Here is a 23,721-nt window from a genome sequence, read left to right on the forward strand (position 1 = left end):
AATCGACTTGGCTGTCAAGTCCCTCGACTCCGGGTTCATCCCGGCTGCGCCAGCATCGGTTCCTCCCACCCCTGGCATCGGATGAAAGCGCTGCCCAAGAAGGACTTCCCGGTCGAGCAGGCACGTCGCTTCCTCGAACCCGGCCCGATCGTGCTGGTCAGTACCGCGTGGCAGGGCCAGCGCAACCTGATGACGATGGGCTGGCACATGGTGATGGGCTTCTCGCCTTCACTGGTCGCAACCTACCTGTGGAATGAAAACCACAGCCACGGCCTGGCCGTCGGCAGTGGCGAGTGCGTGATCAACGTACCCGGCGTGGAGCTGCTCGATACCGTGGTGGACATCGGCAACTGCAGTGGTCGCGAGGTCGACAAGTTCGCCCGGTTCGGGCTCGACGCGCTGCCCGCACGCGAGGTCGGCGCGCCGCTGGTCGGGCAATGCCACTCGAACTTCGAATGCCGCTTGTACGACGACAGCCAGGTGGCATCGAACAACCTGTTCATCTGGGAAATCGTGCGCGCACACGTAGCGCCACGGCCGAAGCTGCCGCGCACGGTGCACTACCGCGGCGATGGGCAGTTCATGGTGGCCGGCGCCGAAGTCTCGCGTCGACGGCGGTTCAAGCCCGACATGCTGTAATGCCAGCACTCCCCCACACGCAGGACCGCCCCGCATGACCGAACACCTCACCGACCTGGACGCCGCTGTCGACTGGTTGTTTGCGCGCGTGGACGGGCCGTTGCGGATCGGGGCACCGCTGGCGCTGGGCAAGCCGCACCGGCTGCTCAATGCCCTGTACGCGCGCGTCGAGCACGACCCGTCGCGGCCGCTGCAGCTGTATACCGCGCTGTCGCTGAACCCGCCGAAGGCGCGCGGCAACGGCCTGGAAGCGCGCTTCATGGCACCGTTCACGCAGCGCCACTTCGGCGACGATTTCCCGCGCCTGGCCTATGCCGATGCGATCGCACGCGACGCGCTACCGGCACATGTGCAGGTGGAAGAGTTCTACATGCAGTCCGGCGCCCTGCTCGGTTCGCGCCAGGCGCAGTCCAGCTATACCAGCCTGAACTACACCCACGCCGCCGACGCGGTCGCCCAGCGCGCGCCGCAGGTGATCGTGCAGAAGGTGGCGATGCGGCCGGATGATCGCCGGCTGTCGCTGTCATGCAACAACGACATCACCCAGGACACCCTGGATGCCATGGCCGCACGTGGCCTGCCGCGGCCCCTGCTGATCGCCGAGATCGACCCGCAGCTGCCCTACCTGGGCGGCTCGGCCACCGTGGATGTGTCGTTCTTCGATCTGGTGATCACCCCGCCACCGCCGTATCCGGCACTGTTCGGCCTGCCGCGGCAGCCGGTCGGCGATGCCGACTACGCCATCGGCCTGTATGCCAGCACCCTGGTCCGCGACGGCGGCACCCTGCAGATCGGCATCGGCACGCTGGCCGACGCGCTCAGCCATGCGCTGGTGCTGCGCCACACCGACAACGCGCGCTACCGCCGCGTGCTGCACGCGCTGGACCCGCAGCTGGCCAGCCACCCGCTGGTGAAGGAGATTGGCGGGCTGGATCCGTTCGAGGTCGGCCTGTACGGCTGCAGCGAAATGCTCAATGAGGGCTTCCGCCGGCTGGTGCAGACCGGGGTGATCAAGCGCAAGGTGCATGACGACCTGGCGCTGATGCAGCGCATCGAGAACGGCAGCACGCTGTCCATCGACCACGCCACCCTGGCCGCCGAGGGCGAGTACCTGCACGGCGCGTTCTACCTGGGCTCGCCGGAGTTCTACGAATGGCTGCGCACGCTGCCGGATGACGAATGCCGTGCGATCGGCATGCGCAGGATCAGCGAGATCAACCAGCTGTACGGCGGCAACGAGACGCTGGAACGCCTGCAGCGCCGCCATGCGCGCTTCTTCAATTCCTGCATGATGGCCACCGCGCTGGGCGCAGCGGTGTCGGATGCGCTGGACGATGGCCGTGTGGTGTCCGGCGTGGGCGGCCAGTACAACTTCGTGGCGATGGCCCATGCCCTGCCCGAAGCGCGCAGCGTGCTGATGTTCCGCGCCGCGCGTGACGACAAGGGCCGGCGCGAATCCAACGTGCGCTGGAACTACGGGCACACTACCATCCCACGCCACCTGCGCGACATCTACCTCAACGAATACGGCATCGCCGATCTGCGCGGCTTGACCGACGAGGATTGCGTGCAGGCGATGACCGCAATCACCGAGGCGCCGTTCCAGGGCGACCTGCTGCAACAGGCGCAGGCTGCACGCAAGCTGTTGAAGAGCACCCAGCCGGATCCCGAGCGCCTGCAGCGAAACACGCCGCAGGCATTGGCCGCCGCACTGGCACCGTTCCGTGCCGATGGCAGCCTGCCGGACTATCCGCTCGGCAGCGATTTCAACGAGATTGAACAGGTGCTGGTGAAGGCGCTGGGATGGCTGAAGGCCAACACGCAGACCCGTGGCGACAAGCTGCGCACGGTCTGGGCGGCGCTGCGGCAACCGGCCGGCGACGGCGACGCGGTGTACCTGCAGCGCATGGGCCTGCAGGCGCCGAAGGATTTCGCCGAGCGCCTGGACGCGCGCCTGCTGCGCCTGGCGCTGGCGCGTACTGCGTAATCACGCGTACGGTAGCGCCGGGCCATCCCCGGCGAAAAAGCATCAGTGCCAACCAAGGTTGGCACCTACCAGGGCACGGCGGCACGCTATGCTGTGGCGATGAACGATGATTCCCGTTTCCTGCATGATCTGCAGCAGCGCGAGGCTTCAGGCGAAGACCTGCGTTACCTCTGCTTCTGGGGCCACCAGCCGCCGCGCAGCGGAGTTTCTGCGTCCTGTTTCAGCCAGTGGTATGACGCCGGCTTCGAGATCGATGGCGTGCACTACCGCACCGCCGAGCACTACATGATGGCCGGAAAGGCGCGTCTGTTCGGCGCCACCAAGCTGCTTGAGAAGATCGTCGCCAGCACCACGCCGGACAAGGCCAAGGCTTTCGGCCGCCAGATCGAAGGCTTCGATGAAGCGCGCTGGACGCAGGCCCGCTACGACCTGGTGGTGGAAGGCAACAGGGCCAAGTTCGCGCAGAACCCGGAACTTGGGGCGTTCCTGCGTGCGACCGCAGGCTGGGTGCTGGTCGAAGCCAGCCCGGTGGATTTCATCTGGGGCATCGGCCTGGCCAAGGATCACGCCGACGCGCACAACCCGGCGCAGTGGCGCGGATTGAACCTGCTGGGGTTTGCGCTGATGGACGTGCGGGACGCAATGTAACGCTCATCCACGCATGGCGTGGATCTACTGGCACGGCGGCCGATTCGTTTCGCCCCACAGAAAAAGAGAAAGGCCGGCTTGCGCCGGCCTTTCCTTCATCACGCTGCGATGCTGCTTACAGCGCCTTGGCAGCTTCCACCACATGGGCGGTGGTGATGCCGAAGTGCTTGTACAGCTGGTCGGCCGGGGCCGAGGCACCGAAGGTGTCGATGCCGATCACCGCGCCGTCCAGGCCGACGAACTGGCGCCAGAAACCGGTGACGCCGGCTTCCACGGCCACGCGCTTGCGCACGGCGTTCGGCAGCACCGATTCACGGTAGGCCGCATCCTGGCGCAGGAACACGTCGGTGGACGGCATCGAGACCACGCGGGTCTTGAGGCCGGCCGCGTCCAGCTGGGCCTTGGCTTCTGTGGCCAGCGAGACTTCCGAACCGGTGGCGATCAGGATCACGTCCGGGGTACCGGCAGCGTCGGCCAGCACGTAACCACCGCGCTCGATCTGGGCGATCTGCTCGGCGTTGCGCGGCTGGTGCGGCAGGTTCTGGCGGCTGAACACCAGGCAGCTCGGGCCGTCCTGGCGGGTGATCGCGGCCTTCCAGCTCACGGCCGACTCGACCGCATCGCACGGGCGCCACACATCGTTGTTCGGGATGTAGCGCAGCGAGGCCAGGTGCTCCACCGGCTGGTGGGTCGGGCCGTCTTCGCCCAGGCCGATCGAATCGTGGGTGTAGACGTGGATGGCGTGGGCCGGGATCAGCGCGCTCATGCGCACACCGTTGCGGGCGTAATCGCTGAACACCAGGAAGGTGGCGTCGAACGGAATGAAGCCACCGTGCAGGGCCAGGCCATTGGCGATAGCCGTCATGCCGAACTCGCGCACGCCGTAGTACACGTAGTTGGCGTTGGCGTCGTCGCTGGCGACCGACGTGCTGCCCTTCCACAGGGTCAGGTTCGAGTGCGCCAGGTCAGCCGAGCCACCGACGATTTCCGGCAGCAGCGGTGCGTAGGCTTCGATGGCCAGCTGCGAGGCCTTGCGCGAGGCGATCGTCGGGCCTTCAGCGGCGACCTGGGCGATGTAGGCATCGGCCTTGGCAACGAAGTCGGCCGGCAGTTCGCCGTGCGAGCGACGGGTCAGTTCGGCGGCTTCGCCCGGGTACTGGCTGGCGTACTTGTCGAACAGCTGTTCCCACTCGGCCTGGCGCAGGGTGCCGGCGCCATTGGCGCGCCAGCCGTCGTAGATCGCCTGCGGGATCTCGAACGGACCGTATTCCCAGCCCAGCTGCTTGCGGGTGGCTTCCAGTTCGTCCTTGCCCAGCGGGGCACCGTGGCTGGATTCCTTGCCCGCCTTGTTCGGCGAACCAAAACCAATGGTGGTGCGGCAGCAGATCAGGGTCGGCTTGTCGTTCTGCGACAGCGCGGCCTCGATGCCGGCCTTGATGCTTTCCGGGTCATGGCCGTCGACGTCGCGGACCACGTTCCAGCCATAGGCCTCGAAACGCTCCGGGGTGTTGTCGGTGAACCAGCCCTCGACGTTGCCGTCGATGGAGATGTGGTTGTTGTCCCAGAAGCAGACCAGCTTGTGCAGGCCCCAGGTACCGGCCAGCGACGCCGCTTCATGCGACACGCCTTCCATCAGGCAGCCATCGCCCATGAACACCCAGGTGCGGTGGTCGACCACTTCCAGCTCCGGGCGGTTGAAGCGCTGTGCCAGCAGCTTCTCGGCCAGGGCGAAGCCCACGGCATTGGCGAAACCCTGGCCCAGCGGGCCGGTGGTGGTTTCCACGCCCGGGGTCTCGTGGCGTTCCGGGTGACCGGCGGTGTGGCTGCCCAGCTGGCGGAACAGCTTCAGCTGCTCGATCGGCAGGTCGTAGCCGCTCAGGTGCAGCAGCGCGTACTGCAGCATCGAACCGTGGCCGTTGGACAGCACGAAACGGTCGCGGTTGAACCAGTGCGGATTGCTCGGGTTATGGCGGAGGTAGTCGTTCCAGAGGACTTCGGCGATATCGGCCATGCCCATGGGCATGCCGGGGTGGCCGGACTTTGCGGTTTCAACCGCATCGGCGGCAAGGAAGCGGATGGCGTTGGCCAACTGGCGACGGGTAGGCTGCGTCATGGTTCTGTCGGAATCGGGAGGCGGCCGCGGACGTGCGGGCGGCCTATTGTCCCATAGTCGCCGGGCGGGGGGTCGGTTCACGGTGCCCGGTCGTGGCGGCCGCTGGCCGGCGGCGGCGTGGTCTCCGCCGGATTCCGCATGTGAAAAGGGGTCGGATACCTTTCCCTGCGGAAAGGAATCCGACCCCGATCAGGTCGCCAGCTGTGGCGTTGGACTTAGTCCTGCTGCGGGCCCAGCGCCGGGCCGTCGTGGGACTCGCCCTTGGCCACCAAGGTGGTCAGGGCCAGGTCGCCGGTCACGTTCAGCGCGGTACGGCACATGTCCAGGAAGTGGTTCACGCCCAGGATCAGGCCGATGCCCAGCGGGTTAACGCCGACCATCGCACAGATCATCGCCACCACCGGCAGCGAGCCCGACGGCACGCCGGCGGTACCGATGCCACCAAGGATGCAGACCGCCATCACCATGATCTGCTGGCCGATGCTCAGGTCCACGCCGAAGAACTGGGCCAGGAAGATCACCGTCACGCCCTCGAACAGCGCGGTGCCATTCTGGTTGGCGGTGGCGCCCACGGTCAGCACGAAGCGCGACACGCGCTGCGGCAGGCCCATCTGGTCGGCCACGCGCAGCGCGGTCGGCAGGGTGGCGTTGCTGGAGGCAGTGGAGAACGCCATCACCGTCGCTTCCTGGGTATCGCGGAAGAACGACAGCGGCGAACGGCCGGACAGCCACACCGCAGTGCCGTAGGTCACGACCATGTGCAGGCCCAGCGCCAGCACCACCACGCCCACGTAGGCACCGAGGCGGATGATCAGTTCGAAGCCGAACAGTGCGGCCAGGTTGAACATGAAGCAGGCCACCGCATACGGGGCCAGGCGGATGACCAGGTTGATCAGGGTCATCGAGATTTCAAACACGCCTTCGATGGCGCGGCGCAACGGGGCGACCTTCTCGTTGTCGGTCAGCACCATGCCGATGCCGAACATCAGCGCGAAGAACATCAGCGACAGGATCGCACCGTTGTCCGACGCCGCCTGCAGCACGTTGCTCGGCACGATCGACAGCAGCATGTCCATGCCCTTCGGCGTGCCATGGATGCCAGCAACGATTTCCTTGCTGCGCTCGGCGTTCTCCGAAAGCATCATGGCGGCGACCTGCGGATCCACGCCGGCACCCGGCTTGAGCAGGTTGACCAGCACCAGGCCGATGCCCACGGCGATGCCGGACAGCAGCACGGTGTAGGCCAGGGTCTTCCAGCCGATGCGGCCGAGGGCGCGGATGTCGCCCATCTCCGACACGCCCATGATCAGCGCCGAGAAGATCAGCGGCACGATCAGCATGAAGATCAGGTTGAGGAACAGGCCCGACGCCGGGGTGGTGACGTAGTCCATTACCCACTTGGCACCGGCCTGCAGACCATCGACGCTGCCACCCAGGGCGTGCACGATCAGTCCCAGGACCAGGCCGATCGCAAAGCCGATGCCCATCTTCCAATGCAGGGGCAACTTCTTCTTGTCGGCAGCAGCTGCTGTCATACGCGGGTTTCCTCGAAAAATGAATGCACTCTAACAAAGCCCGCAAGCGGCGCCGGTTCAGGTTCGCCGCGGTGGATACAGCGGCGCCAGGCCAGTGTCAGCGGCCCCCGCAGCCGTCGACCAGTGCGGTCCGTCACGGAATACCTCGCGCAGACGCGCGCGCAGCGATGCCAGATCGCCCTGCCCGCCCCAGCGTGCCTGCTGCAGGTCCTGCAGCATCTGGCGCTGGGCCGGGTCATCCAACCGTGCGATGACCTGCTCGATGCGTTCGACGCCGGCCATCGCGCACAGCTGTGCCTCGACCTGCTCGAACCCTTCGCCATCCAGCGTGCGGCGCAGTTCGGCCAAGCCAGCACGTCCGCTCGCCACAATCGGCACAGAGGGCTTGCCGGCTACCGGCGCCGCCGCACGCGGTCGGCGGCCTCGCTGCCAGCCCCACAACAGGGTCAACAGCCACAGCAACGCCAGGCCGACGGCCGCGCCCATCCACGGCCACGGACGTTCGGCCAGGCCACCGGCACGCGGATCGGTCGCGGCGATGCGGCTGTCCTGGCCATCGCTGCCGGGCAGCGCGGCATCGGTATCGATTGGCGGCGGCGGTGCCGGCGAGGTGCTGCCAGCGCCATTGCCCGCCGCGACCGTCAGTGTCAGATCCGGCAGCTTCGCCTCCTGCGCCTTGCCTGCGCGCACATCCCACCACGGCAGGCGTGTACCGGGCACCACCAGCGAGCCGGGCTGGCGCGGCACGATCGAATAGCGGCGGGTGATCTTCAGCCGCGGCGTACTGCCATTGAAGGTCTCTTCGTACTGCGCCGGTTCGGCGAATACCTGCGCGGCGCTGCCGACATCCGGCACCGGCAGGTCGGTGAACTGCGCGCGGGTCGCCCCTTCGGCAATCGCTTCGACCACCACATTGGCCGCTTCACCCGTACGGGCGCTGGTCGGTGCACTGGTGTAGCGCAGCTGCAGGCTCTGCAGCGGCAGCCACGGTTGTGGCGCCTGCGTCGGTTGCGCCTGCACCTGCAACGTGCGGTCGGCGCCGGTGGCATTCATGCGCCCGTCACCACCACCAAAGAAGTCATCGAAGAAGCCACCGGCGCTGCGGCCGTTGAAGCGGGCGCCCGCGAGGCGCAGGGTGCCACTGCGCTCCGGGATCAGCAGGAAGCGGCGCTCGACCATGTTGTAACGGCGGCCGTTGACCTGGCGCACATCGGTACGGTCATCGCCTACGCGCTGCAGCGACGCACCGGCCGGGGTATCCAGCACCAGCTCGCCCGACGCCAGCTGTGATGCGAAATACAGGCGCACCACCACGCCCACGCTCTGCTGCACATAGGGTGTCTCATCATCGACAACGGTCTCGATGAAGGCCATCGCATTGCTGTCGGGGCCGGCGACGGCAGCGGCGTCCACCTGCAGGGTCAGCGGCGCGGTACGTGCACTGCCCACCTGCAGGCCCGGAATCACAAGCGCTCCGCTGCGCCGTGGCGTCAGTGCCACGCCATAAAGATTGCGCTGCTGCATGCTGCCATTGCTCCACTCCACCTGGCGGCTGCTGGTCTGCCCGCTCAGATCGAAGTCGTTGCGCAGCAGGGTGAAGTCCGGCGCGCCCTGGTCGCTCTCAACGTTGAGGGTGACCGTGTCGCCCATCGCGATGCGGTCACGGTCAAGCCAGGCCCGCGGTTGCGCCCAGGCCAGCAGCGGCAGCCACAACAGCAGCGCCGCCAGAACGTTCCGTGGCCAGCGCCCATGCATGTTGATCGCCCGCGTCATCGCCCTTCCCTCTTCCTGCGTTCGTTTTCCAGCTGGAACTTGGCCCGCAGCAACGCGCCCGGATCGTCCGGAACACGCCGCATCCACGCTTCCACCGCTTGCTGCTCCTCGCGCTGGCGCGCGGTGCGGCCGTCACCGGCCGGTACCGGCTTGCCGTCCTTGTCCGCCTCGCCTTCGCGCGCCTGCTGCATCGCCTGCTGCATGCGCTGGCGCTGCTGCTCGTCGGCCTGCGCCTGGGCCTTGGCATCCTCAACCTGCGGCGGCACCTGCTGGCCATCGCGGCTGCGCTCGCCGGACTGCGGCTTCGATTGCGTGCTGTCGTCACCCGGCCTGGGCTGGCCCTGCTGGCCCTGCTGTGACTGTGGCTGACCCTGTCCCGGATCCTTCTGGCCCTGCTGCGGCTGCTGGCCTTGCGGGTTCTGCTGGCCCTGGGACGGGTTCTGCTGCTTCTGCTGCCCGTTCTGCTGCGGCTTCTGCTGGTCCTGCCCCTGCCCCCCCGACTGCTTGCGCTTGCGCGCGGCATCGACCACCGCGCGGTTGGCCACCGCATCGGGCATGCCGGGATGCAACGCCAGTGCGCGGTCGTAGGCGGCGATGGCTTCATCGTAGCTGCCCTGGCGCGCCAGCGTGTTGGCCAGGTTGTACCAACCGGCATCGTTGTTGATGCCTTCAAACTGCCTGCGCGCGCTGGCGAAGTCGCCCTTGCGATAGGCCTGCACTCCTTCCGCCAGGCGCTGGTGCTGCAGCTGGTCAGCCCGCTTCCACAGGGTGCCCTGCGGCGGCTGCGAAGCGGGTGCGGCAGGCGCCTGCGCCTGCACGTCACTCATCCACGGCAACAGGCCCACCGCCAGCAGCGCCGCCAGCACCGCGCGGCGGCGGAACGCCAGCAGCGCCAGCAGCATCAGCGGCGGCAACAGCCAGAAGCCCTCGTCACGCCATTGCTTGCCTTCGCCCGGCCGTTGCGCGGCGCTGCCTTCGCGTGCATCGAGCACACCCAGCGCACGCAGGTCACTGTCATCGGCGGCAATGCGCGCATAGCGACCGCCACCTGCCGTGGCAACGGCACGCAGGCTGCCCTCATCCAGTGCGGCCTGGCGGATCTGCCCGCTACCGTCACGGTACGCCGCACCCGCCGGTGTACCCAGCCCCAGCACCGACACCTGCAGGCCGAGACCACGTGCCTGCGCGGCCGCCAACGCAGCTTCGCCATCGGCTTGGTCGGTGACCAGCAGAATCTGTCCCTGCGCTGCAGCGATCTGCCGCATCAGCCGCATGGCCCAGTCGATGCCACGGTCGGCACGCTGGCCATCACGCGGCATCACATCCGGCGACAAGGCATCCAGATACAGCGCAACATTGCTGCCGTCATCGGTCAGCGGCGCCACGGTGTAGGCATCTTCGGCGTACACCACCAGACCGACCTGCCCGCCCTTGCGTGCGCGCAGGAGCTCGCCGACCTTGGCCCGTGCCTGCAGCAGGCGCGACGGTGGCAGGTCGGTGGCAGTGATGCGGCTGGACAGATCCAGCACGACCAGCAGCGGTGCGCTGGGCTGGAACATCGGTTGTGCCTGCTGCCGCCAGCTCGGTCCCGCCATCGCCAGTGATGCCAGCGTCCAGCCCAGCAGCACCGCCAATGGCAGCCGCATGCGACGGCGCGTACCCGCCGCCAGCAGATGCGGCAACAGGTGTGCATCCACCGCCTGCCGCCACGCATCGCTGCGCCGCTGCCGGTACAGCGCCACGGCGAGAATCACCGGCAGCGCCAGCAATGCCCACAGCCATTCCGGGCGCAGGAAGTGCAGCGCGTTCCAGTCCGGAAGATGGGAAGCGAAAGCGATCATCGACGACGCTCCGGCCATGCCCAGGCCAACGCGCCCAGCAGCAACGCCAGGCCCAGCGGCCATGTGTAGCGCTCCTCACGCGGGCGCAGGCACGGTCCCTTCGCCGCGATCGGCTCCAGACGGTCCAGTTCGGCATAGATGCCGGCCAGCTGCGCGGTATCGCGTGCGCGGAAGAACTGGCCGCCGGTCAGGCTGGCAATCTTCTTCAACGTCGCCTCGTCGACCGGGTCCTGGTCAGCGGAAATCGGAATGCCGAGGAAGCGCATGCTGCCATCGCCACCAAACGCAACGGTGTGGATGCGTACGCCTTCGGCCTGCGCGACTTCGGCCGCACGCAGCGGTTCGAGCACGCCGGCATTGCTGACGCCGTCGGTCAACAGGATCAGTACACGCTGCCCTTCGGGCTGGCTGCGCAGGCGCTTCACCGCCAGGCCGATGGCATCACCGATGGCCGTCTCGCGGCCAGCCAGGCCGACCACGCTGTCGCGCAGCTGGTCGCGCACGCTGGCCAGGTCGGCAGTGAGCGGCGTGAGCGTATAAGCGCGGTCGCCGAAGATCAGCAGGCCGATGCGATCACCGGCGCGACGATCCAGGAAGTCGGCCAGCACGGCCTTGGCCGCGGTGAGGCGATCCACCGCCTGCCCCCCCAGTACCATGTCGCCCTCGCCCATGCTGCCGGATACGTCCATCGCCAGCATCATCTGCCGCCCCTGCTGCGGTGGCGTGATGGCCTCACCCAGCTGCTGCGGGCGCGCGAACGCGATGCACAGCGCGCACCAGCCCAGCCACAGCAGCAGCGTGCGCAGCCACGACACATCGACGCGGCCACCACCGGACAGCGCTTCCAGTTCACTCGCCGCGTACGGTACGCGCAGTGCCGCACCCGGGTCGGCGCGGCGCTTCCACCCCTGCATAAGCAGTGGCAGCGGCAACGCCAGCAGGGCCAGCGGCCACGCCAGCTGCAGGTCCGGCCATGGCCAGTAACTCGCCAGCAGGTTCATCGGCGGCGCTCCAGCAGCATTGCCAGGTAGCGCTCGCGGGCCCAGCTGCGCACGGCCGCCACTTCGCTGGCGTCCACGCGGGGGCGATAGGCACCTTCGGCCAACAGGCTGCGACGCGCGTCGGGCAACGTGCCCTTCGGATCCACGCGCTGCCACCAGGCATCGTCGCGCAGGGATTCACTGCCCGGCTGCGCCTGCCGCGCGGCACGGCGCAGCAGGCCGGCGATCACCGCCAGTTCCGCGGTGGCATCAGTGGTGGTGGCCAGCTCCTGGTCGAACGCCTGCAACCAGCGTTGGCGACGGCGGCGGCGTTTCCACCACAGCAGGGCCAGCGCCAGGATCACCAGCAACACCGCGCCGCCGATCATCAGATAGCCGGGGGCCGGCGGCCACCACGACGGTGCCGGCGGCAGCTGTACATCGCGCAGCGGAAGGTTGGCGCTCATGCCGGTACCTCGGTCGCCGACGGCGCCAACCAGGCATCGCTGGGCGCATCGGTGGACAACACCTGCACGTCAACGCGGCGTGCGCCGAGCTGGCGGCGCAGCGCCTGCAGCGGTTCGACGAAGTGCGCCTGCCAGTGCGACTGCACTTCGCTGCGCCGCAGATCAAGGCCAATGCGCTGCTGCGCGGTCTGGAACTGCAGGACCGCCGAAGGTGGTTGCAGCTCGAGGGGATCGACCAGCAGCACCAGGCTGAGGTCATGGTGCTGGGCCAGCGCGCTCCAGCGCACGACGGGAATCTTCGCGGCCTGCTGCGGATCGGCCAGCACCAGCATGCGCGCCCCGGGACGCAGCACGCGGGCGGCATGGTCCAGCGCGCGCTCCAGGCCGAGATCGTCGGCGGGCGGCTGCGCGTACCAGCGGGTGAGTGCGTCGAGCACGCGCAGTACGCCCCGCGGCCCACCCGCAGGTGCAATCGGCGCTTCGCGGTCGCTGCCGCGCAGGGCACCCACGCGATCACCGCGACGCTGTGCCGACCACGCAGCGACGGCGCCCGCGCGGGCCGCCTGCACCGACTTGAATCGCACGCGGGTGCCGAAATACAGCGCCGGCGAAGTATCAGCCACGATCAGGCTGACCCGCTCGCGTTCGGCCTGGAAAAGCTTGGTATGGGCACGCCCGGTCCGCGCGGTCACGCGCCAGTCGATATGCCGGGCATCATCACCGGCCACGTACTCGCGTGACTCCGCGTACTCCATGCCACGCCCACGCAGCGGCGACGGCGCCTGCCCGGCATTGCCGGCGCGACCACGGCGCGGCGGCGGCGGCCGCTGTGCCAGCCGGCGCAGCGCCACCAGTTCGGACAGGTGCGGGCGCAATCCGTCGCCATCACTGACGGTGGATGCGGCTTCCAGGGATCGATCGGTCATGCGCAGGCTCAGGGTGCCGGCACCCGGGCCAGCAGCTCCTGCACCAGGCGCTCGCCATCCCAGCCTTCGGCGGTGGCTTCGTAGCTGGGCAGCACGCGATGGCGCAGCACGTCGGCGGCGACCGCACGCACATCGTCGGGAGTGACGAAGTCGCGGCCGGCCAACCAGGCGCGTGCACGTGCGCAGCGTTCCAACGCAATGGAACCACGCGGGCTTGCGCCCCAGGCGATGCGGCGCCCAAGGCCGGCGTCATAGCGCGACGGATCACGCGAGGCCAGCACAAGTTCGACCAGATAGCGTTCCAGTGCCGGTGCCATATGCAGGTCCAGCACTTCGCGGCGGGCGTCGAACACATCCTGCATCGGCAGCTTCTCCGGTGCGGGTGCCACCTCGCCCAGCGCGCCACGGGCACGCTCGCGGGCGAGCCGCAGGATCTCTGATTCGGCCGCCTGGTCCGGGTAGCCGATGCGTACGTGCATCAGGAAACGGTCCAGCTGCGCTTCCGGCAGCGGGAAGGTACCTTCCTGCTCGATCGGGTTCTGCGTGGCCATCACCAGGAACAGCGGCGGCAATGCGTAGGTGTGACGGCCAACGGTGACCTGGCGCTCGCCCATCGCTTCCAGCAGCGCCGACTGCACCTTGGCCGGCGCACGGTTGATTTCATCGGCCAGCAGGATCGGATGGAAGATCGGGCCGGGTACGAATTCGAAGCGCCCTTCCTGCGGGCGCCAGATCTCGGTGCCGGTCAGGTCGGCCGGCAGCAGGTCGGGGGTGAACTGCACGCGGGCGAAATCCGCCTCCAGGCGCGAGGCCAGCGCGCGGATGGCCGTGGTCTTGGCCAGGCCCGGCGCGCCCTCCACCAGCAGGTGGCCGTCGGCCAGCAATGCGATCAACAGGCGTTCGACCAGGGCCGCCTGGCCGACGATTTCGGCCGACAGCGCGTCGCGCAGCTGGTTGAAGGCGCCATGCAGGCGGGAGGTGGCCGGCGCGGGCGGCGGCGAGACGGTTTCGGGCATCGGCGGTGGCAGGTTCATGGGGGCCTTTGACCGGCGCGGGACGGCACGGGTTCCCGACATCATCGCAGGGTGCCTTGCGATTGGCATCAAGAACGGCTGAACGGGCACCTCATCCACGCATGGCGTGGATCTACCGGATCGTCCGCGCATTACGTCCGGCATGAACGAAGAAGGGCCGCGCATGGCGGCCCTTCTTCGTGTCGCGGGTGCGTTGGCTCAGTTCTGCCTGGCCACGCGCAGCACCTTCGGGGTGACGAACACCAGCAGCTCGGCCTTGTCCTTGCTGCGGCCACGCTTCTTGAACAGGTTGCCCAGGAACGGCACATCGCCCAGGAACGGAACCTTGCTGATGCTGTTGCGGTCGGTGAACTCGTACACACCACCGATGACCACGGTCTGCCCGTCCTCGACCAGCACTGCGGTGTTCACTTCGCGGCGGTTGATCGACGGCACGGTACCATAGCCTTCCAGCTGGATCAGCCGATCCACTTCGTCCTTCTTCACCTGCATGTTGAGGAACACGCGGTTGTCGTTGGTGATGGTCGGGGTGACCTTCAGTTCCAGCACCACTTCCTTGAACTGCACGTTCGGCGTAGCGACACCGCCGGCACCGGCACTGATGGTCACATAGCCGATTTCCTTACCCTGCTTGATCAGGGCCTCGCGCTGGTTGGTGGTGACCACGCGCGGGTTGGAGATCACTTCACCACGCGACTCCTCCTGCATGGCCGACAGCTCCACGTCCAGCAGGTAGCCGGCATTGAGGATCGATAGCGCCAGCGAGCCCGCGGGGTTGGTGGACGCCGCCGGCATGGCCCAGTTCAGGCCACGGGTGATCGTCGAACCGACCGGAATCGGCGCCGGGCCGGTGCTGCCGCCCGCCACCCAGTCACGGTACGCCTTGGCGTTGGTCGCATTGGCTTCGACCTGCGACTTGCGGGTTTCCGCATTGGCTTCGAGGTTGCCGCTGAAGTAGGCGTTGTCGCGGCTGCCGCTGATGCCGAACCGCGCACCCAGCTCACGCGCGAACGTATCGGTAGCGATGACGATGCGGCTCTCGATCAGCACCTGGTCGACCGGACGGTCGATCACGCTGATCAGTTCACGCATGCGCGCGATCTTCTTCGGGATGTCGCTGATCATCAGCGTGTTGGTGCGCTCGTCGGCGACGATGCGGCCACGGCCGGACAGGAAGCCGCTTTCCTCCTGCGACGACCCACCGCCCCCGCCACCTGCACCACCACCGCCACCACCGCCGATGCCCTTGGCTTCGGTCAGGGCTTTGAAGATCTGGGTGGCGCTGTGGTAGTTGATCTGGACGTAATCGGTCACCAGGTCTTCGCGGTTCTCGATGGCGATGCGCGCGTCTTCCTTCTCCTGCTCGAACTTGGCCAGTTCGGCCTGCGGGCCGACCCAGATCACGCTGCCGTCGCGTCGCTTGTCCAGGCCCTTGGCGCGCAGCACGATGTCCAGCGCCTGGTCCCACGGCACGTTGACCAGGCGTAGCGTCACATTGCCCTGCACCGAGTCGGAGGCCACCACGTTGAGGTTGGACTCTTCGGCGATCAACTGCAGCACGGTGCGCACCGGCACGTCCTGGAAGTTGAAGGTCACCGGCTTGCCGGTGAAGCCGCGCTGGCCGACGGCCTTTGCCGCCTGGGTGACGCTGCCGGCGGTCACTGCACCGACGGCGGCCGGAGCCTGCCGCGCGCTGATCTCGACCACGTATTCGTTGCCGCTCTGGTAGGCCAGCGACTCCACCGCACCGCCGGTGCTCAGCACCAGCTGGGTGCCGGCGCCGGACGGCTTGGCGTCGATGCGCTGCACCGGCGTGGCGAAGTCGACGACGTTCAACGGCTTCTGCAGGTTGGCCGGCAGGCGGGCGTTGCCGACGTCGACCACCACGCTGTTGCCCTGCGTGCGCAGGTCCGGGATCGCGCCCTGGCCGTCAAACTGCACGATCAGGCGGCCCGCGCCATCATCGCCGCGCTTGAAGTCGATCTTGGCCACCGACAGGCCGGCGGGTGCCGCGGCCGGTGCGACGGTGGTGCCCACCGGCTTCTCCGCCGGTGCGGCGGCCAGCGCCGGAGCGCAGGCCAGCATCAGCGCGACTCCCAACGCGCTGACACGGTTCAAGGTAGAGCGCCGGATGGGACGCAGCCCCTTGGCTTGGTGAAAGGTCATCGTGCTATCCCCAGTAAACGATCATTGATCTTCAAGCGAGAGCGTTGCCGGCCGTTCCAGCCAGCCACCCGCGCCATCCGGCACCAGTTCGATCAGCTCCACACGGTCTTCGAAGACCGCAGTGACCCGCCCGTCGCTCTGCCCCAGGTAGCCGCCCGGGCGCACCCGGTAGGTCACCTTGTCCGGCCCCATCACCAGCGCGACGGTGCCGCCGCCGGTGCCGATGGTACCGACCATGTCCAGTGCGTCCAGCGGGAAGCCCTCCAGGGGCTCCTTGCGCCGGTTCGGATCCGGCCGCAATCCGCCATTCCCCTGCGGATTGGTCCAGGCGTCGGTGAACGGATCACGCAGGCCCTGCGCGGAGTACTCGAAGGTCTCGAACTGCTGCATCACAGGCAACGGTTCCAGCGGCTGCGCCGGCCGGGCACGTTCGCCTTCCACCCACTTCTCGAGATTCGGCGCGTCGCCCGGCGTGCTGGTCACGCCACGGCCGCAGGCGGCCAGCAGCAGCACGGCAGCGACCATCCCGCAACGTGCAAGGAAGGAACGGATCACTTGCTGCCCTCCTTGCCGGCTTCAGCCTTCTGCTGTTCCTGCACCTCGGTCTCGTCGAGATACCGGTAGGTCTTGACCGTGCCGGACAACTCCAGCGCACCGGCACGCGAACCACCGCCAGCCTTGTCCGCCGGCTTCAGGTTGATGTCGTGCATGGTCAGGATCACCACGCGCGGCAGCGAGGCCACGCCACTGACGAACGCGCCGAACTGGTGATAGCTGCCCACCATCTTCAGCTTGATCGGCTTCTCGGCGTAGAACTCCTTGACCTGCTCCTGTTCCGGTTCGAACAGCTGGCTGGTCAGGCCGCTGGACAGCGCGGTCTGCGAAATGTCGATGATCAGGTCCGGCATTTCGGTCTTGCTGGGCAGCTGCCGCAGCATCTGCTGCAGGACCTGCTCCATCTGCGCCAGCTGCTGCTTCAGCGGCCCCAGGTTCACCGCGCGTTCCTGCTGCTTGGAGAACTCGGTACGCAGATCGCTTTCCTTCGACTCCAGGCTGGCCAGTTCATCACGCTTGCCGCTGATCAGCAGCATCCACGCAACGAACATGATGACCAGGGCCAGCAACGAACAGAAGACGATCTTGGCCTTCTGCGGCCAGTTGCCGATGTCGTTGAAATCCAGGTTCTTCAGATCGATTTTCTGGCTCATGCGCGATCCCCCTGCAGCGGGGCGTAAGAGGCCTGCGGCGGCTGCGCCAGGCGGCTGCCCTCAGGCCTGGCGGCCGGTGCCGGTGCGGCGGGCTGGTTCGGCTTGGCCGGTGCAGGCGCCGGCGCAGTGGCCGGCGCAGTGGCCGGTGCGGTGGCCGGCGCCGCTGCCGGGGCCGCCGCCGGTTGGGCCGGGGCCGGCGCTGCTGCAGCGGCCGGGGCCGCCGCATCGGGGCCGGCGGCAAGCGGCGCCACGGCGGGCGTCGCAGCCGGCGCGGCCGCCACGCTGCCATCAGCGTTCAAACCGGGGGTGCCGGTCTCTTCACTCTGCGCAGGCAGCTTCACCGTGACCTTGAACATGTACGGCAGTGCCTTGATGTCCGATACCGGGCCGGCAGCACTCTTGTCTGCGGCACTGGCCTGGATGATCGACAGCTCCGGGTTGGTCATCCAGCCGGAAGTTTCCAGGTTGCGCATGTAAGCCGACACGCGTGCATTGGACTGGGTGCGCCCCTCGAGGGTGAGCATGTCCCCCTCCTGCTGCAGGGCGGTCAGCACCACGCCGTCAGGAATCGTGCGCACCAATGCGTCGAACAGGTGGACCATCTGCGAGCGCTTGGCCTGCAGTTCCTCGATCACCTTCTTGCGGGCCAGCAGGCGGTCCTTCTGCGCATCGAGGCGGTCGATCTCCTTGTTCTGTTCCTTGACCTTCTCGATCTCGGCTTCCAGATAGGCGTTGCGGTCCATCTGGCCGCTCACCTGGCGGTCGTAGTAGAACCAGATCAGCAGCGACAGCAGCAGGCCACCAATCGCGGCCATGCCCAGCATTGCGTAGAACTCGCGCTGGCGTTGCTTGCGCCGCTCGGCGCGCCAGGGCAATAGATTGATGCGTGCCATCAGTCGAAGCTCCTCAGCGCCAGACCGGTGGCGATCATCAGCGCGGGGGCATCCTGGGCCAGCGCATGCGCGTTCACCTTCGGGCCCAGGGTCATCTGTGCCAGCGGATTGGCGACAACGGTCGGCACGCCCAGCTGTTCTTCGACCATCTCCGGCAGGCCACCCAGCACGGCGCAGCCGCCGGCCAGCACGATGTGGTCGACACGGTTGAACTCGCTGCCTGCATAGAAGAACTGCAGCAGGCGGCTGATCTGCTGGACCGTGGCCTCCTTGAACGGCTCCAGCACTTCCATCTCGTAGCTTTCCGGCAACCCGCCCTGGCGCTTGGCCAGGCCGGCTTCCTCGTAGCTCAGGCCGTAGCGGCGCATGATCTCGTCGGTCAGCTGCTTGCCACCGAACACCTGTTCGCGGCTGTACAGGCTACGGCCACCGCGCAGCACATTGAGCGTGGTCATGGTGGCGCCGATGTCGACCAGCGCGACCACGCCGTCGCTGGACACCGGCAGCTCACTGGCGACCAGGGCGTAGGCGTTCTCGACCGCGAAGGCCTCCACGTCCATCACCTTGGCCTGCAGGCCCCCCAGTTCCAGCGCGGACTGGCGCAGTTCCACGTTCTCCGAACGCGACGCGGCCAGCAGCACCTGGACCATCTCCGGGTTGTTCGGAATCGCCCCGATCACCTCGAAGTCCAGATTCACTTCCTCGATCGGGTACGGAATGTAGTTGACCGCTTCCAGCTCGATCTGGGCTTCCATGTCGTTCTCGTCGAGCTCGGCCGGCATCGGGATCACCTTGGTGATCACCGCCGACCCGGCAACGGCGGCGGCGGCCAGCTTGGCCTTGCTGCCTGAACGATTCATCGCACGGCGGATGGCCTCACCCACGGCCTCCACTTCCACGATGTTCTTCTCCACCACCGCATTCGGCGGAAGAGGTTCCACAGCGTAGTGTTCCACACGGAAACGATTGCCGCTGCGGGACAGCTGCAAAAGCTTTACCGCAGTCGAACTGATGTCGACGCCTACAAGCGGCGACTGACTTTTTGGGATGAGCCCCACGGTTTCTCCCCTGCCGACGGGCACTTGGACGCAAGACCTGCGTCCGAGCATTAATAACGTATTCTTAGCAAATGGCAACGGCCCTGCTGTGAAGTTCCTCACGGATTCACGATGCAGCCCCTGACTGTTCCCCTTGCGCTCCCCGGTGCCGACCCCAGCCGCCACCTTGCGTAATCTATACTCTGCGACCACGAAATTCGCAATCGGAATCTGAACCCGATGACTCGACTCCGCCGCTGGCTGCGCTGGATCTTCCTGATTGTCCTGGTCCTGGCGCTGATCGGCGCGGCCGCCGTGGGCGGTCTGTACTACGCTGTGTCCTCCAAGCTTCCCGACGTGCAGACCCTGCGCGACGTGGAAATGCAGGAGCCGATGTACGTCTATGCTGCCGACGGCAAGCTGATGGCTGTGTTCGGCGAGACCCGGCGCACCCCGATCACCATGAAGGACGTGCCCGAGAAGCTGAAGCAGGCGTTCCTGGCCACCGAGGATGCCCGCTTCTACGAGCATGGCGGCGTGGACTACATGGGCATCGGCCGTGCGGTGTGGCTGCTGGCCACCACCAGCGACAAGCGCGTGCCGGGTGGCTCCACCATCACCCAGCAGGTGGCCCGCCAGTTCTTCCTCAGCTCCGAGTACAGCTACACCCGCAAGCTGGCCGAGATCCTGCTGGCGCGGAAGATCGAGTCCGAGCTGAGCAAGGATGAGATCTTCGAGCTGTACCTGAACAAGAGCTTCTTCGGCAACCGCGCCTACGGCGTGGCCGCCGCGGCCGAGTTCTACTACGGCAAGAAGCTGAACGAGCTGGACCTGGATGAAATGGCCTCGCTGGCCGGCATTCCCAAGTTCCCCTCCTCGGGCAACCCGATCTCCAACCCGGAACGTGCCCGCCAGCGCCGCGACAACTACGTGCTGCAGCGCATGGCCGACCTGAAGTTCGTCAGCCAGGCCGAGGCCGACGCGGCCAAGGCCGTGCCGATGCACGCCACCGCGCATGAGCCGCCGGTGCAGGTGGATGCGCCCTACGTGGCCGAGCTGGTGCGCCAGGAAATGATCGCCCGCTTCGGCGGTGACGTCGTCAACAAGGGTTACCACGTCACCACCACCATCGACTCCACCCTGCAGACCGCCGCCAACCAGTCGGTGCGCGACGGCCTGCTGCTGTACGACCACCGTCATGGCTGGCACGGCGTGGAGAAGCAGGTCCAGGTCGGTGCCGGTGAAGACGCCGCCGCCCTGGCCGAGCACCTGCGCGGCATGTTCGGCCAGGCCGGCCTGCTGCCGGCGATCGTCGCCAGCACCGGTGCCGATGGCAGCGCCACTGTGGTGCTGGCCAACCGCACCGAGATCGTGCTGCCGGCCGGTGCCGCCAAGTGGACCAACAAGACCCCGGGCAAGCTGGTGCAGCGCGGTGACATCGTGCGCGTGCGTGCCGGTGCCAAGGAGGGCGAGTGGCTGCTGGACCAGATTCCGCGCGGCCAGTCCGCGCTGGTCTCGCTGGATGCCCATAACGGCGCGCTGAAGGCGCTGGTCGGTGGCTTCAGCTTCTCCGGCAACAAGTTCAACCGCGCCACCCAGGCCCGTCGCCAGCCGGGTTCGAGCTTCAAGCCGTTTGTCTACGCGGCCGCCTTCGACAAGGGCTACAACCCGGCCTCGATCGTGCTCGACGCCCCGGTCGTGTTCCGCGACCGCCGCGGCAAGACCTGGGCCCCGCAGAACGATGGCGGCGGCTTCCGCGGCCCGATGCGCCTGCGTGAAGCGCTGGTGCAGTCGCGCAACCTGGTCTCGGTTCGCCTGCTCGACGGCATGGGCGTGGACTACGCACGCAAGTACATCAGCGAGTTTGGTTTTGCCGAATCCGAGCTGCCGCCGAACCTGTCGATGTCGCTGGGTACCGCCTCGCTCACCCCGCTGTCGGTGGCCCGTGGCTACGCTGTGTTCGCCAACGGCGGCTCGCGCGTGGACACCTGGCTGATCGACCAGGTGAACGACCGCGACGGCAACCTGGTGTTCAAGGAGAATCCGGCGCTGGCCTGCCGCGACTGTGCCGGCAGCAGCGACCAGCCGGTCAACCAGGTGGTGGACGGCTTCAACTTCGGCGCCCCGGCCCCGAAGGTGGACCCTGCCGCCGCGGCCAAGGCCGAAGCCAAGGCCGAGACCCCGGCCGCACCGGTCAACCCGGATGCCCGTACCGCCCCCCGCGCGATCGATGCCCGCACCGCCTACCAGCTGGTATCGATGATGCGCGACGTCGTGCAGCGCGGTACCGGCGTGCAGGCCAAGGTACTTGGCCGCGAGGACGTGGGTGGCAAGACCGGCTCCACCAACGACCACCGCGACGCCTGGTTCTCCGGCTTCGGCGGCCCGTACGTGACCACCGTGTGGGTGGGCCGCGACGACTTCCGCTCGCTGGGTTACCGCGAATACGGTGGCAAGGCCGCCCTGCCGATCTGGATCGACTACATGCGCACCGCGCTGAAGGACACCCCGATCGCGCAGAACGATCCGCCCAGCGGCATGGTCCAGGCCACCCTCAACGGCGCGACCGAGTGGGTGAAGGTGGAAGACATGGATCGCCTGACCGACTACGACCTGAACCTCAATACGCCGCAGGCCGACGCCGCCGCGTTCGATATCTTCTAAGAGGCAGGTAGGGGTGGGTGCCAACCTTGGTTGGCACTGCCCTTTGTCTGGTAGACGCCAACCTTGGTTGGCGCCGGTGCGGCTCTGGTAGAGGCCAACCTTGGTTGGCGCTTCGTGCCGACCAAGGTCGGCACCTACCAAAGCATTGGTGGCTGCCAACCTTGGTCGGCACCCACCAGAGCAGCAACATCGCCATACCCACGCAGATGTCACATCCGTGCGCTAGTCTGTAGCCAGGTCGCAACAGGGAGTCATCGCATGCATCGCGCCCGCCAGCATGCTGCCAGCCAGACCCGCGAGCGGCGCCACCGCCTCGCCCACGAAGCCGCCCGCCTGATGGCCGAAGGCGGCATCCGCGACTACCACCAGGCCAAGTTGAAGGCCGCCAGCCGGCTCGGCATCCACGACGATGCCTCCCTGCCCCGCAATACCGAGATCGAAGACGCCCTGCGCGAGTACCAGCGGCTGTTCTCCGGGCCCCAGCACGGCAACGAACTGCAGCGTCGTCGCGAGGCCGCAATGCGTGCGCTGGAGTTCCTGCACGGCTTCTCCCCGCGCCTGGCCGGCCCGGTGCTGGATGGGACCGCCGACGCCAACAGCCCCGTGCAGCTGCACCTGCACAGCGACGACCCGGAGGCCGTGCATCGTTTCCTGGACGAGCACGGCATCCCCGCCGAATCACGGACGCGCCGCCTGCGCATGGACCGCGAACGCTGCCTGGACGTGCCGGTGTGGGTGTTCAGTGCCGAGGAACTGACCTTCGACCTGGCCGTGCTGCCGTACGACGCCCTGCGTCAGGCACCGTTGTCGCCGGTGGATGAGAAGCCGATGCGGCGCGCGTCTGTTGCGCAGTTGCGGCAGGTGCTGGCGGAAGCGGAGATCACCGCGTACATCGGCGGATGACGACGGTAGCGCCGGCCCATGGCCGGCGAGCGCAGCGGCACCTGCCCTGGGTGGGTGCGGACCGTGGGTCCGCACTCTGCTTCAGGTTTCACAGATGCCTGGCCGAAGAGCAGCCGAGCATGGCTACAGTGGCAATCCGGTGCCACGCGACGGCTCGGGGTCACTCATCCACTCGGCCAGCCATGGTGCGGCGGCACGCTTCGGATACTCCTCCATCATCCGCGCATGCATGGTCTGCAGGTCATTCAACAACCAGGCCTGATGGTAGATGTCGCTGAACGAATCAGACCAGCCGCTCTTCACCCGCTGGCGATCGCTGCTTTCCAGGCTCGGCACCAGATCGTGGGGCCCATCCAGAATGGTCTGCAGCGCGCGGTTGATGCCGGCGTTTTCCTCGGCCGCCTCACGCAGCGAGGCAATGCGGTCCACCACACGCGTGCAGCGATAGGGCGCACAGCCGCCCGTGGCCTCGATGTAATCGGCAATATCCGCCAGCAGGTTGGCCTTCAACCGCCACGCCACTTCGCTTTCCATCGCCTGCCGTACCCGCATGGTTCGCCGCGTGCTGGCACGGATGTCCTCCGCGGTGACGTACGGTTGCCCCGGCGTGTTGCTGCCATGACGCACCAGCACGATGCGATGGATCGCCTCCTTGCCGATGCCCTCCACCCGCAGCGCGGCCGCCTGCGGGTGTATGCGCGGCGGAGGCACATTGGTGAACCGCCAGTAGTACCAGAGCAGCATGACCACACCGGACAGGCACAGCAGGCTGGCCAGCATCCAGCCATCCAGGTGCCGGGTGTAGTAGTAGTACCGCGCACGCCACAGATAGAAGCTGCGGTAGCTCATGAATCGACGGACCCAACCGTACATTGCCATCTCCTCGGCCAGTGCCCCGGCGCGGCGG

The 23,721-nt window shown here is 67.4% G+C and carries 19 protein-coding genes; 5 read left to right on the forward strand and 14 right to left on the reverse strand.

Annotated features, from left to right (window positions below):
* The first annotated feature begins 81 nt into the window (after window positions 1–81).
* From ACZK0Z_RS18220 to ACZK0Z_RS18230, 3 genes are all read left to right on the forward strand, one after another.
* Complete coding sequence (locus ACZK0Z_RS18220) at window positions 82–639, forward strand: flavin reductase family protein (protein WP_049432676.1); 558 nt, start codon at window positions 82–84, stop codon at window positions 637–639.
* Window positions 640–673: 34 nt separating this feature from the next.
* Complete coding sequence (locus tag ACZK0Z_RS18225) at window positions 674–2,626, forward strand: acetyl-CoA hydrolase/transferase C-terminal domain-containing protein (RefSeq protein ID WP_049432673.1); 1,953 nt, start codon at window positions 674–676, stop codon at window positions 2,624–2,626.
* A gap of 99 nt (window positions 2,627–2,725) precedes the next feature.
* Entirely contained in the window at window positions 2,726–3,274 is a 549-nt protein-coding gene (locus ACZK0Z_RS18230) for an NADAR family protein (RefSeq protein WP_049432719.1), read from the forward strand.
* Between the two features lie 115 nt (window positions 3,275–3,389).
* Here the strand turns inward: ACZK0Z_RS18230 and tkt are convergent, their stop codons facing one another.
* The 13 genes from tkt to ACZK0Z_RS18295 form a co-directional block, all read right to left on the reverse strand.
* Entirely contained in the window at window positions 3,390–5,387 is a 1,998-nt protein-coding gene (tkt, locus tag ACZK0Z_RS18235) for a transketolase (RefSeq protein ID WP_197632869.1), read from the reverse strand.
* A gap of 215 nt (window positions 5,388–5,602) precedes the next feature.
* A complete protein-coding gene (locus ACZK0Z_RS18240) occupies window positions 5,603–6,922 on the reverse strand; it encodes a dicarboxylate/amino acid:cation symporter (RefSeq protein WP_049432668.1) in 1,320 nt (439 codons plus the stop codon).
* 57 nt (window positions 6,923–6,979) lie between these two features.
* On the reverse strand, window positions 6,980–8,695 hold the full coding sequence (locus ACZK0Z_RS18245; protein WP_197632870.1) for a BatD family protein: 1,716 nt from the start codon (window positions 8,693–8,695) through the stop codon (window positions 6,980–6,982).
* Window positions 8,692–10,536, reverse strand: a complete 1,845-nt coding sequence (locus ACZK0Z_RS18250; protein ID WP_197632871.1) for a VWA domain-containing protein — start codon at window positions 10,534–10,536, stop codon at window positions 8,692–8,694. Before ACZK0Z_RS18250 ends, ACZK0Z_RS18245 begins: the two co-directional genes overlap by 4 nt.
* The gene (locus ACZK0Z_RS18255) at window positions 10,533–11,537 is read right to left on the reverse strand and encodes a vWA domain-containing protein (protein WP_459018140.1); all 1,005 of its coding nucleotides are present in this window, start codon (window positions 11,535–11,537) and stop codon (window positions 10,533–10,535) included. Before ACZK0Z_RS18255 ends, ACZK0Z_RS18250 begins: the two co-directional genes overlap by 4 nt.
* Window positions 11,534–11,983, reverse strand: a complete 450-nt coding sequence (locus ACZK0Z_RS18260; protein ID WP_049432655.1) for a DUF4381 family protein — start codon at window positions 11,981–11,983, stop codon at window positions 11,534–11,536. The genes ACZK0Z_RS18255 and ACZK0Z_RS18260 overlap by 4 nt, the downstream gene beginning before the upstream one ends.
* Window positions 11,980–12,909: a DUF58 domain-containing protein gene (locus ACZK0Z_RS18265; protein ID WP_197632874.1), complete on the reverse strand. Its 930-nt coding sequence runs from the start codon at window positions 12,907–12,909 to the stop codon at window positions 11,980–11,982. The genes ACZK0Z_RS18260 and ACZK0Z_RS18265 overlap by 4 nt, the downstream gene beginning before the upstream one ends.
* Window positions 12,910–12,917: 8 nt before the next feature.
* Window positions 12,918–13,943, reverse strand: coding sequence for an AAA family ATPase (locus tag ACZK0Z_RS18270; RefSeq protein WP_197632876.1), 1,026 nt, complete (start codon window positions 13,941–13,943; stop codon window positions 12,918–12,920).
* A 198-nt stretch (window positions 13,944–14,141) separates the two neighbouring features.
* A complete protein-coding gene (locus tag ACZK0Z_RS18275; protein WP_100443671.1) occupies window positions 14,142–16,109 on the reverse strand; it encodes a type IV pilus secretin PilQ in 1,968 nt (655 codons plus the stop codon).
* 21 nt (window positions 16,110–16,130) lie between these two features.
* A complete protein-coding gene (locus ACZK0Z_RS18280) occupies window positions 16,131–16,634 on the reverse strand; it encodes a pilus assembly protein PilP (protein ID WP_043035665.1) in 504 nt (167 codons plus the stop codon).
* A gap of 26 nt (window positions 16,635–16,660) precedes the next feature.
* Entirely contained in the window at window positions 16,661–17,317 is a 657-nt protein-coding gene (locus ACZK0Z_RS18285) for a type IV pilus inner membrane component PilO (protein WP_005410857.1), read from the reverse strand.
* Window positions 17,314–18,210, reverse strand: coding sequence for a PilN domain-containing protein (locus tag ACZK0Z_RS18290; RefSeq protein ID WP_197632879.1), 897 nt, complete (start codon window positions 18,208–18,210; stop codon window positions 17,314–17,316). Before ACZK0Z_RS18290 ends, ACZK0Z_RS18285 begins: the two co-directional genes overlap by 4 nt.
* Window positions 18,210–19,268, reverse strand: a complete 1,059-nt coding sequence (locus tag ACZK0Z_RS18295) for a pilus assembly protein PilM (protein WP_099552984.1) — start codon at window positions 19,266–19,268, stop codon at window positions 18,210–18,212. Before ACZK0Z_RS18295 ends, ACZK0Z_RS18290 begins: the two co-directional genes overlap by 1 nt.
* 219 nt (window positions 19,269–19,487) lie before the next feature.
* Between ACZK0Z_RS18295 and ACZK0Z_RS18300 the strand changes: the two genes are divergently transcribed.
* Entirely contained in the window at window positions 19,488–21,911 is a 2,424-nt protein-coding gene (locus ACZK0Z_RS18300) for a PBP1A family penicillin-binding protein (RefSeq protein ID WP_197632880.1), read from the forward strand.
* Between the two features lie 258 nt (window positions 21,912–22,169).
* Window positions 22,170–22,814: a hypothetical protein gene (locus ACZK0Z_RS18305; RefSeq protein WP_010484059.1), complete on the forward strand. Its 645-nt coding sequence runs from the start codon at window positions 22,170–22,172 to the stop codon at window positions 22,812–22,814.
* Window positions 22,815–22,937: 123 nt separating this feature from the next.
* Here the strand turns inward: ACZK0Z_RS18305 and ACZK0Z_RS18310 are convergent, their stop codons facing one another.
* Entirely contained in the window at window positions 22,938–23,687 is a 750-nt protein-coding gene (locus ACZK0Z_RS18310) for a hypothetical protein (protein WP_049432630.1), read from the reverse strand.
* Window positions 23,688–23,721: the final 34 nt, after the last annotated feature.

The sequence above is a fragment of the Stenotrophomonas sp. 116085_Sma genome, assembly GCF_056479585.1.

Excerpts from the sequence above, each read along its gene's own strand:
- ACZK0Z_RS18270 (WP_197632876.1), bottom strand. The coding sequence starts at position 13,943 with ATGAACCTGCCACCGCCGATGCCCGAAACCGTCTCGCCGCCGCCCGCG.
- ACZK0Z_RS18265 (WP_197632874.1), bottom strand. The coding sequence starts at position 12,909 with ATGACCGATCGATCCCTGGAAGCCGCATCCACCGTCAGTGATGGCGAC.
- ACZK0Z_RS18230 (WP_049432719.1), top strand. The coding sequence starts at position 2,726 with ATGAACGATGATTCCCGTTTCCTGCATGATCTGCAGCAGCGCGAGGCT.
- ACZK0Z_RS18280 (WP_043035665.1), bottom strand. The coding sequence starts at position 16,634 with ATGGTCGCTGCCGTGCTGCTGCTGGCCGCCTGCGGCCGTGGCGTGACC.
- ACZK0Z_RS18305 (WP_010484059.1), top strand. The coding sequence starts at position 22,170 with ATGCATCGCGCCCGCCAGCATGCTGCCAGCCAGACCCGCGAGCGGCGC.
- ACZK0Z_RS18260 (WP_049432655.1), bottom strand. The coding sequence starts at position 11,983 with ATGAGCGCCAACCTTCCGCTGCGCGATGTACAGCTGCCGCCGGCACCG.
- ACZK0Z_RS18240 (WP_049432668.1), bottom strand. The coding sequence starts at position 6,922 with ATGACAGCAGCTGCTGCCGACAAGAAGAAGTTGCCCCTGCATTGGAAG.
- ACZK0Z_RS18290 (WP_197632879.1), bottom strand. The coding sequence starts at position 18,210 with ATGGCACGCATCAATCTATTGCCCTGGCGCGCCGAGCGGCGCAAGCAA.
- tkt (WP_197632869.1), bottom strand. The coding sequence starts at position 5,387 with ATGACGCAGCCTACCCGTCGCCAGTTGGCCAACGCCATCCGCTTCCTT.
- ACZK0Z_RS18310 (WP_049432630.1), bottom strand. The coding sequence starts at position 23,687 with ATGTACGGTTGGGTCCGTCGATTCATGAGCTACCGCAGCTTCTATCTG.
- ACZK0Z_RS18275 (WP_100443671.1), bottom strand. The coding sequence starts at position 16,109 with ATGACCTTTCACCAAGCCAAGGGGCTGCGTCCCATCCGGCGCTCTACC.
- ACZK0Z_RS18300 (WP_197632880.1), top strand. The coding sequence starts at position 19,488 with ATGACTCGACTCCGCCGCTGGCTGCGCTGGATCTTCCTGATTGTCCTG.
- ACZK0Z_RS18225 (WP_049432673.1), top strand. The coding sequence starts at position 674 with ATGACCGAACACCTCACCGACCTGGACGCCGCTGTCGACTGGTTGTTT.
- ACZK0Z_RS18220 (WP_049432676.1), top strand. The coding sequence starts at position 82 with ATGAAAGCGCTGCCCAAGAAGGACTTCCCGGTCGAGCAGGCACGTCGC.
- ACZK0Z_RS18255 (WP_459018140.1), bottom strand. The coding sequence starts at position 11,537 with ATGAACCTGCTGGCGAGTTACTGGCCATGGCCGGACCTGCAGCTGGCG.
- ACZK0Z_RS18250 (WP_197632871.1), bottom strand. The coding sequence starts at position 10,536 with ATGATCGCTTTCGCTTCCCATCTTCCGGACTGGAACGCGCTGCACTTC.
- ACZK0Z_RS18245 (WP_197632870.1), bottom strand. The coding sequence starts at position 8,695 with ATGACGCGGGCGATCAACATGCATGGGCGCTGGCCACGGAACGTTCTG.
- ACZK0Z_RS18285 (WP_005410857.1), bottom strand. The coding sequence starts at position 17,317 with ATGAGCCAGAAAATCGATCTGAAGAACCTGGATTTCAACGACATCGGC.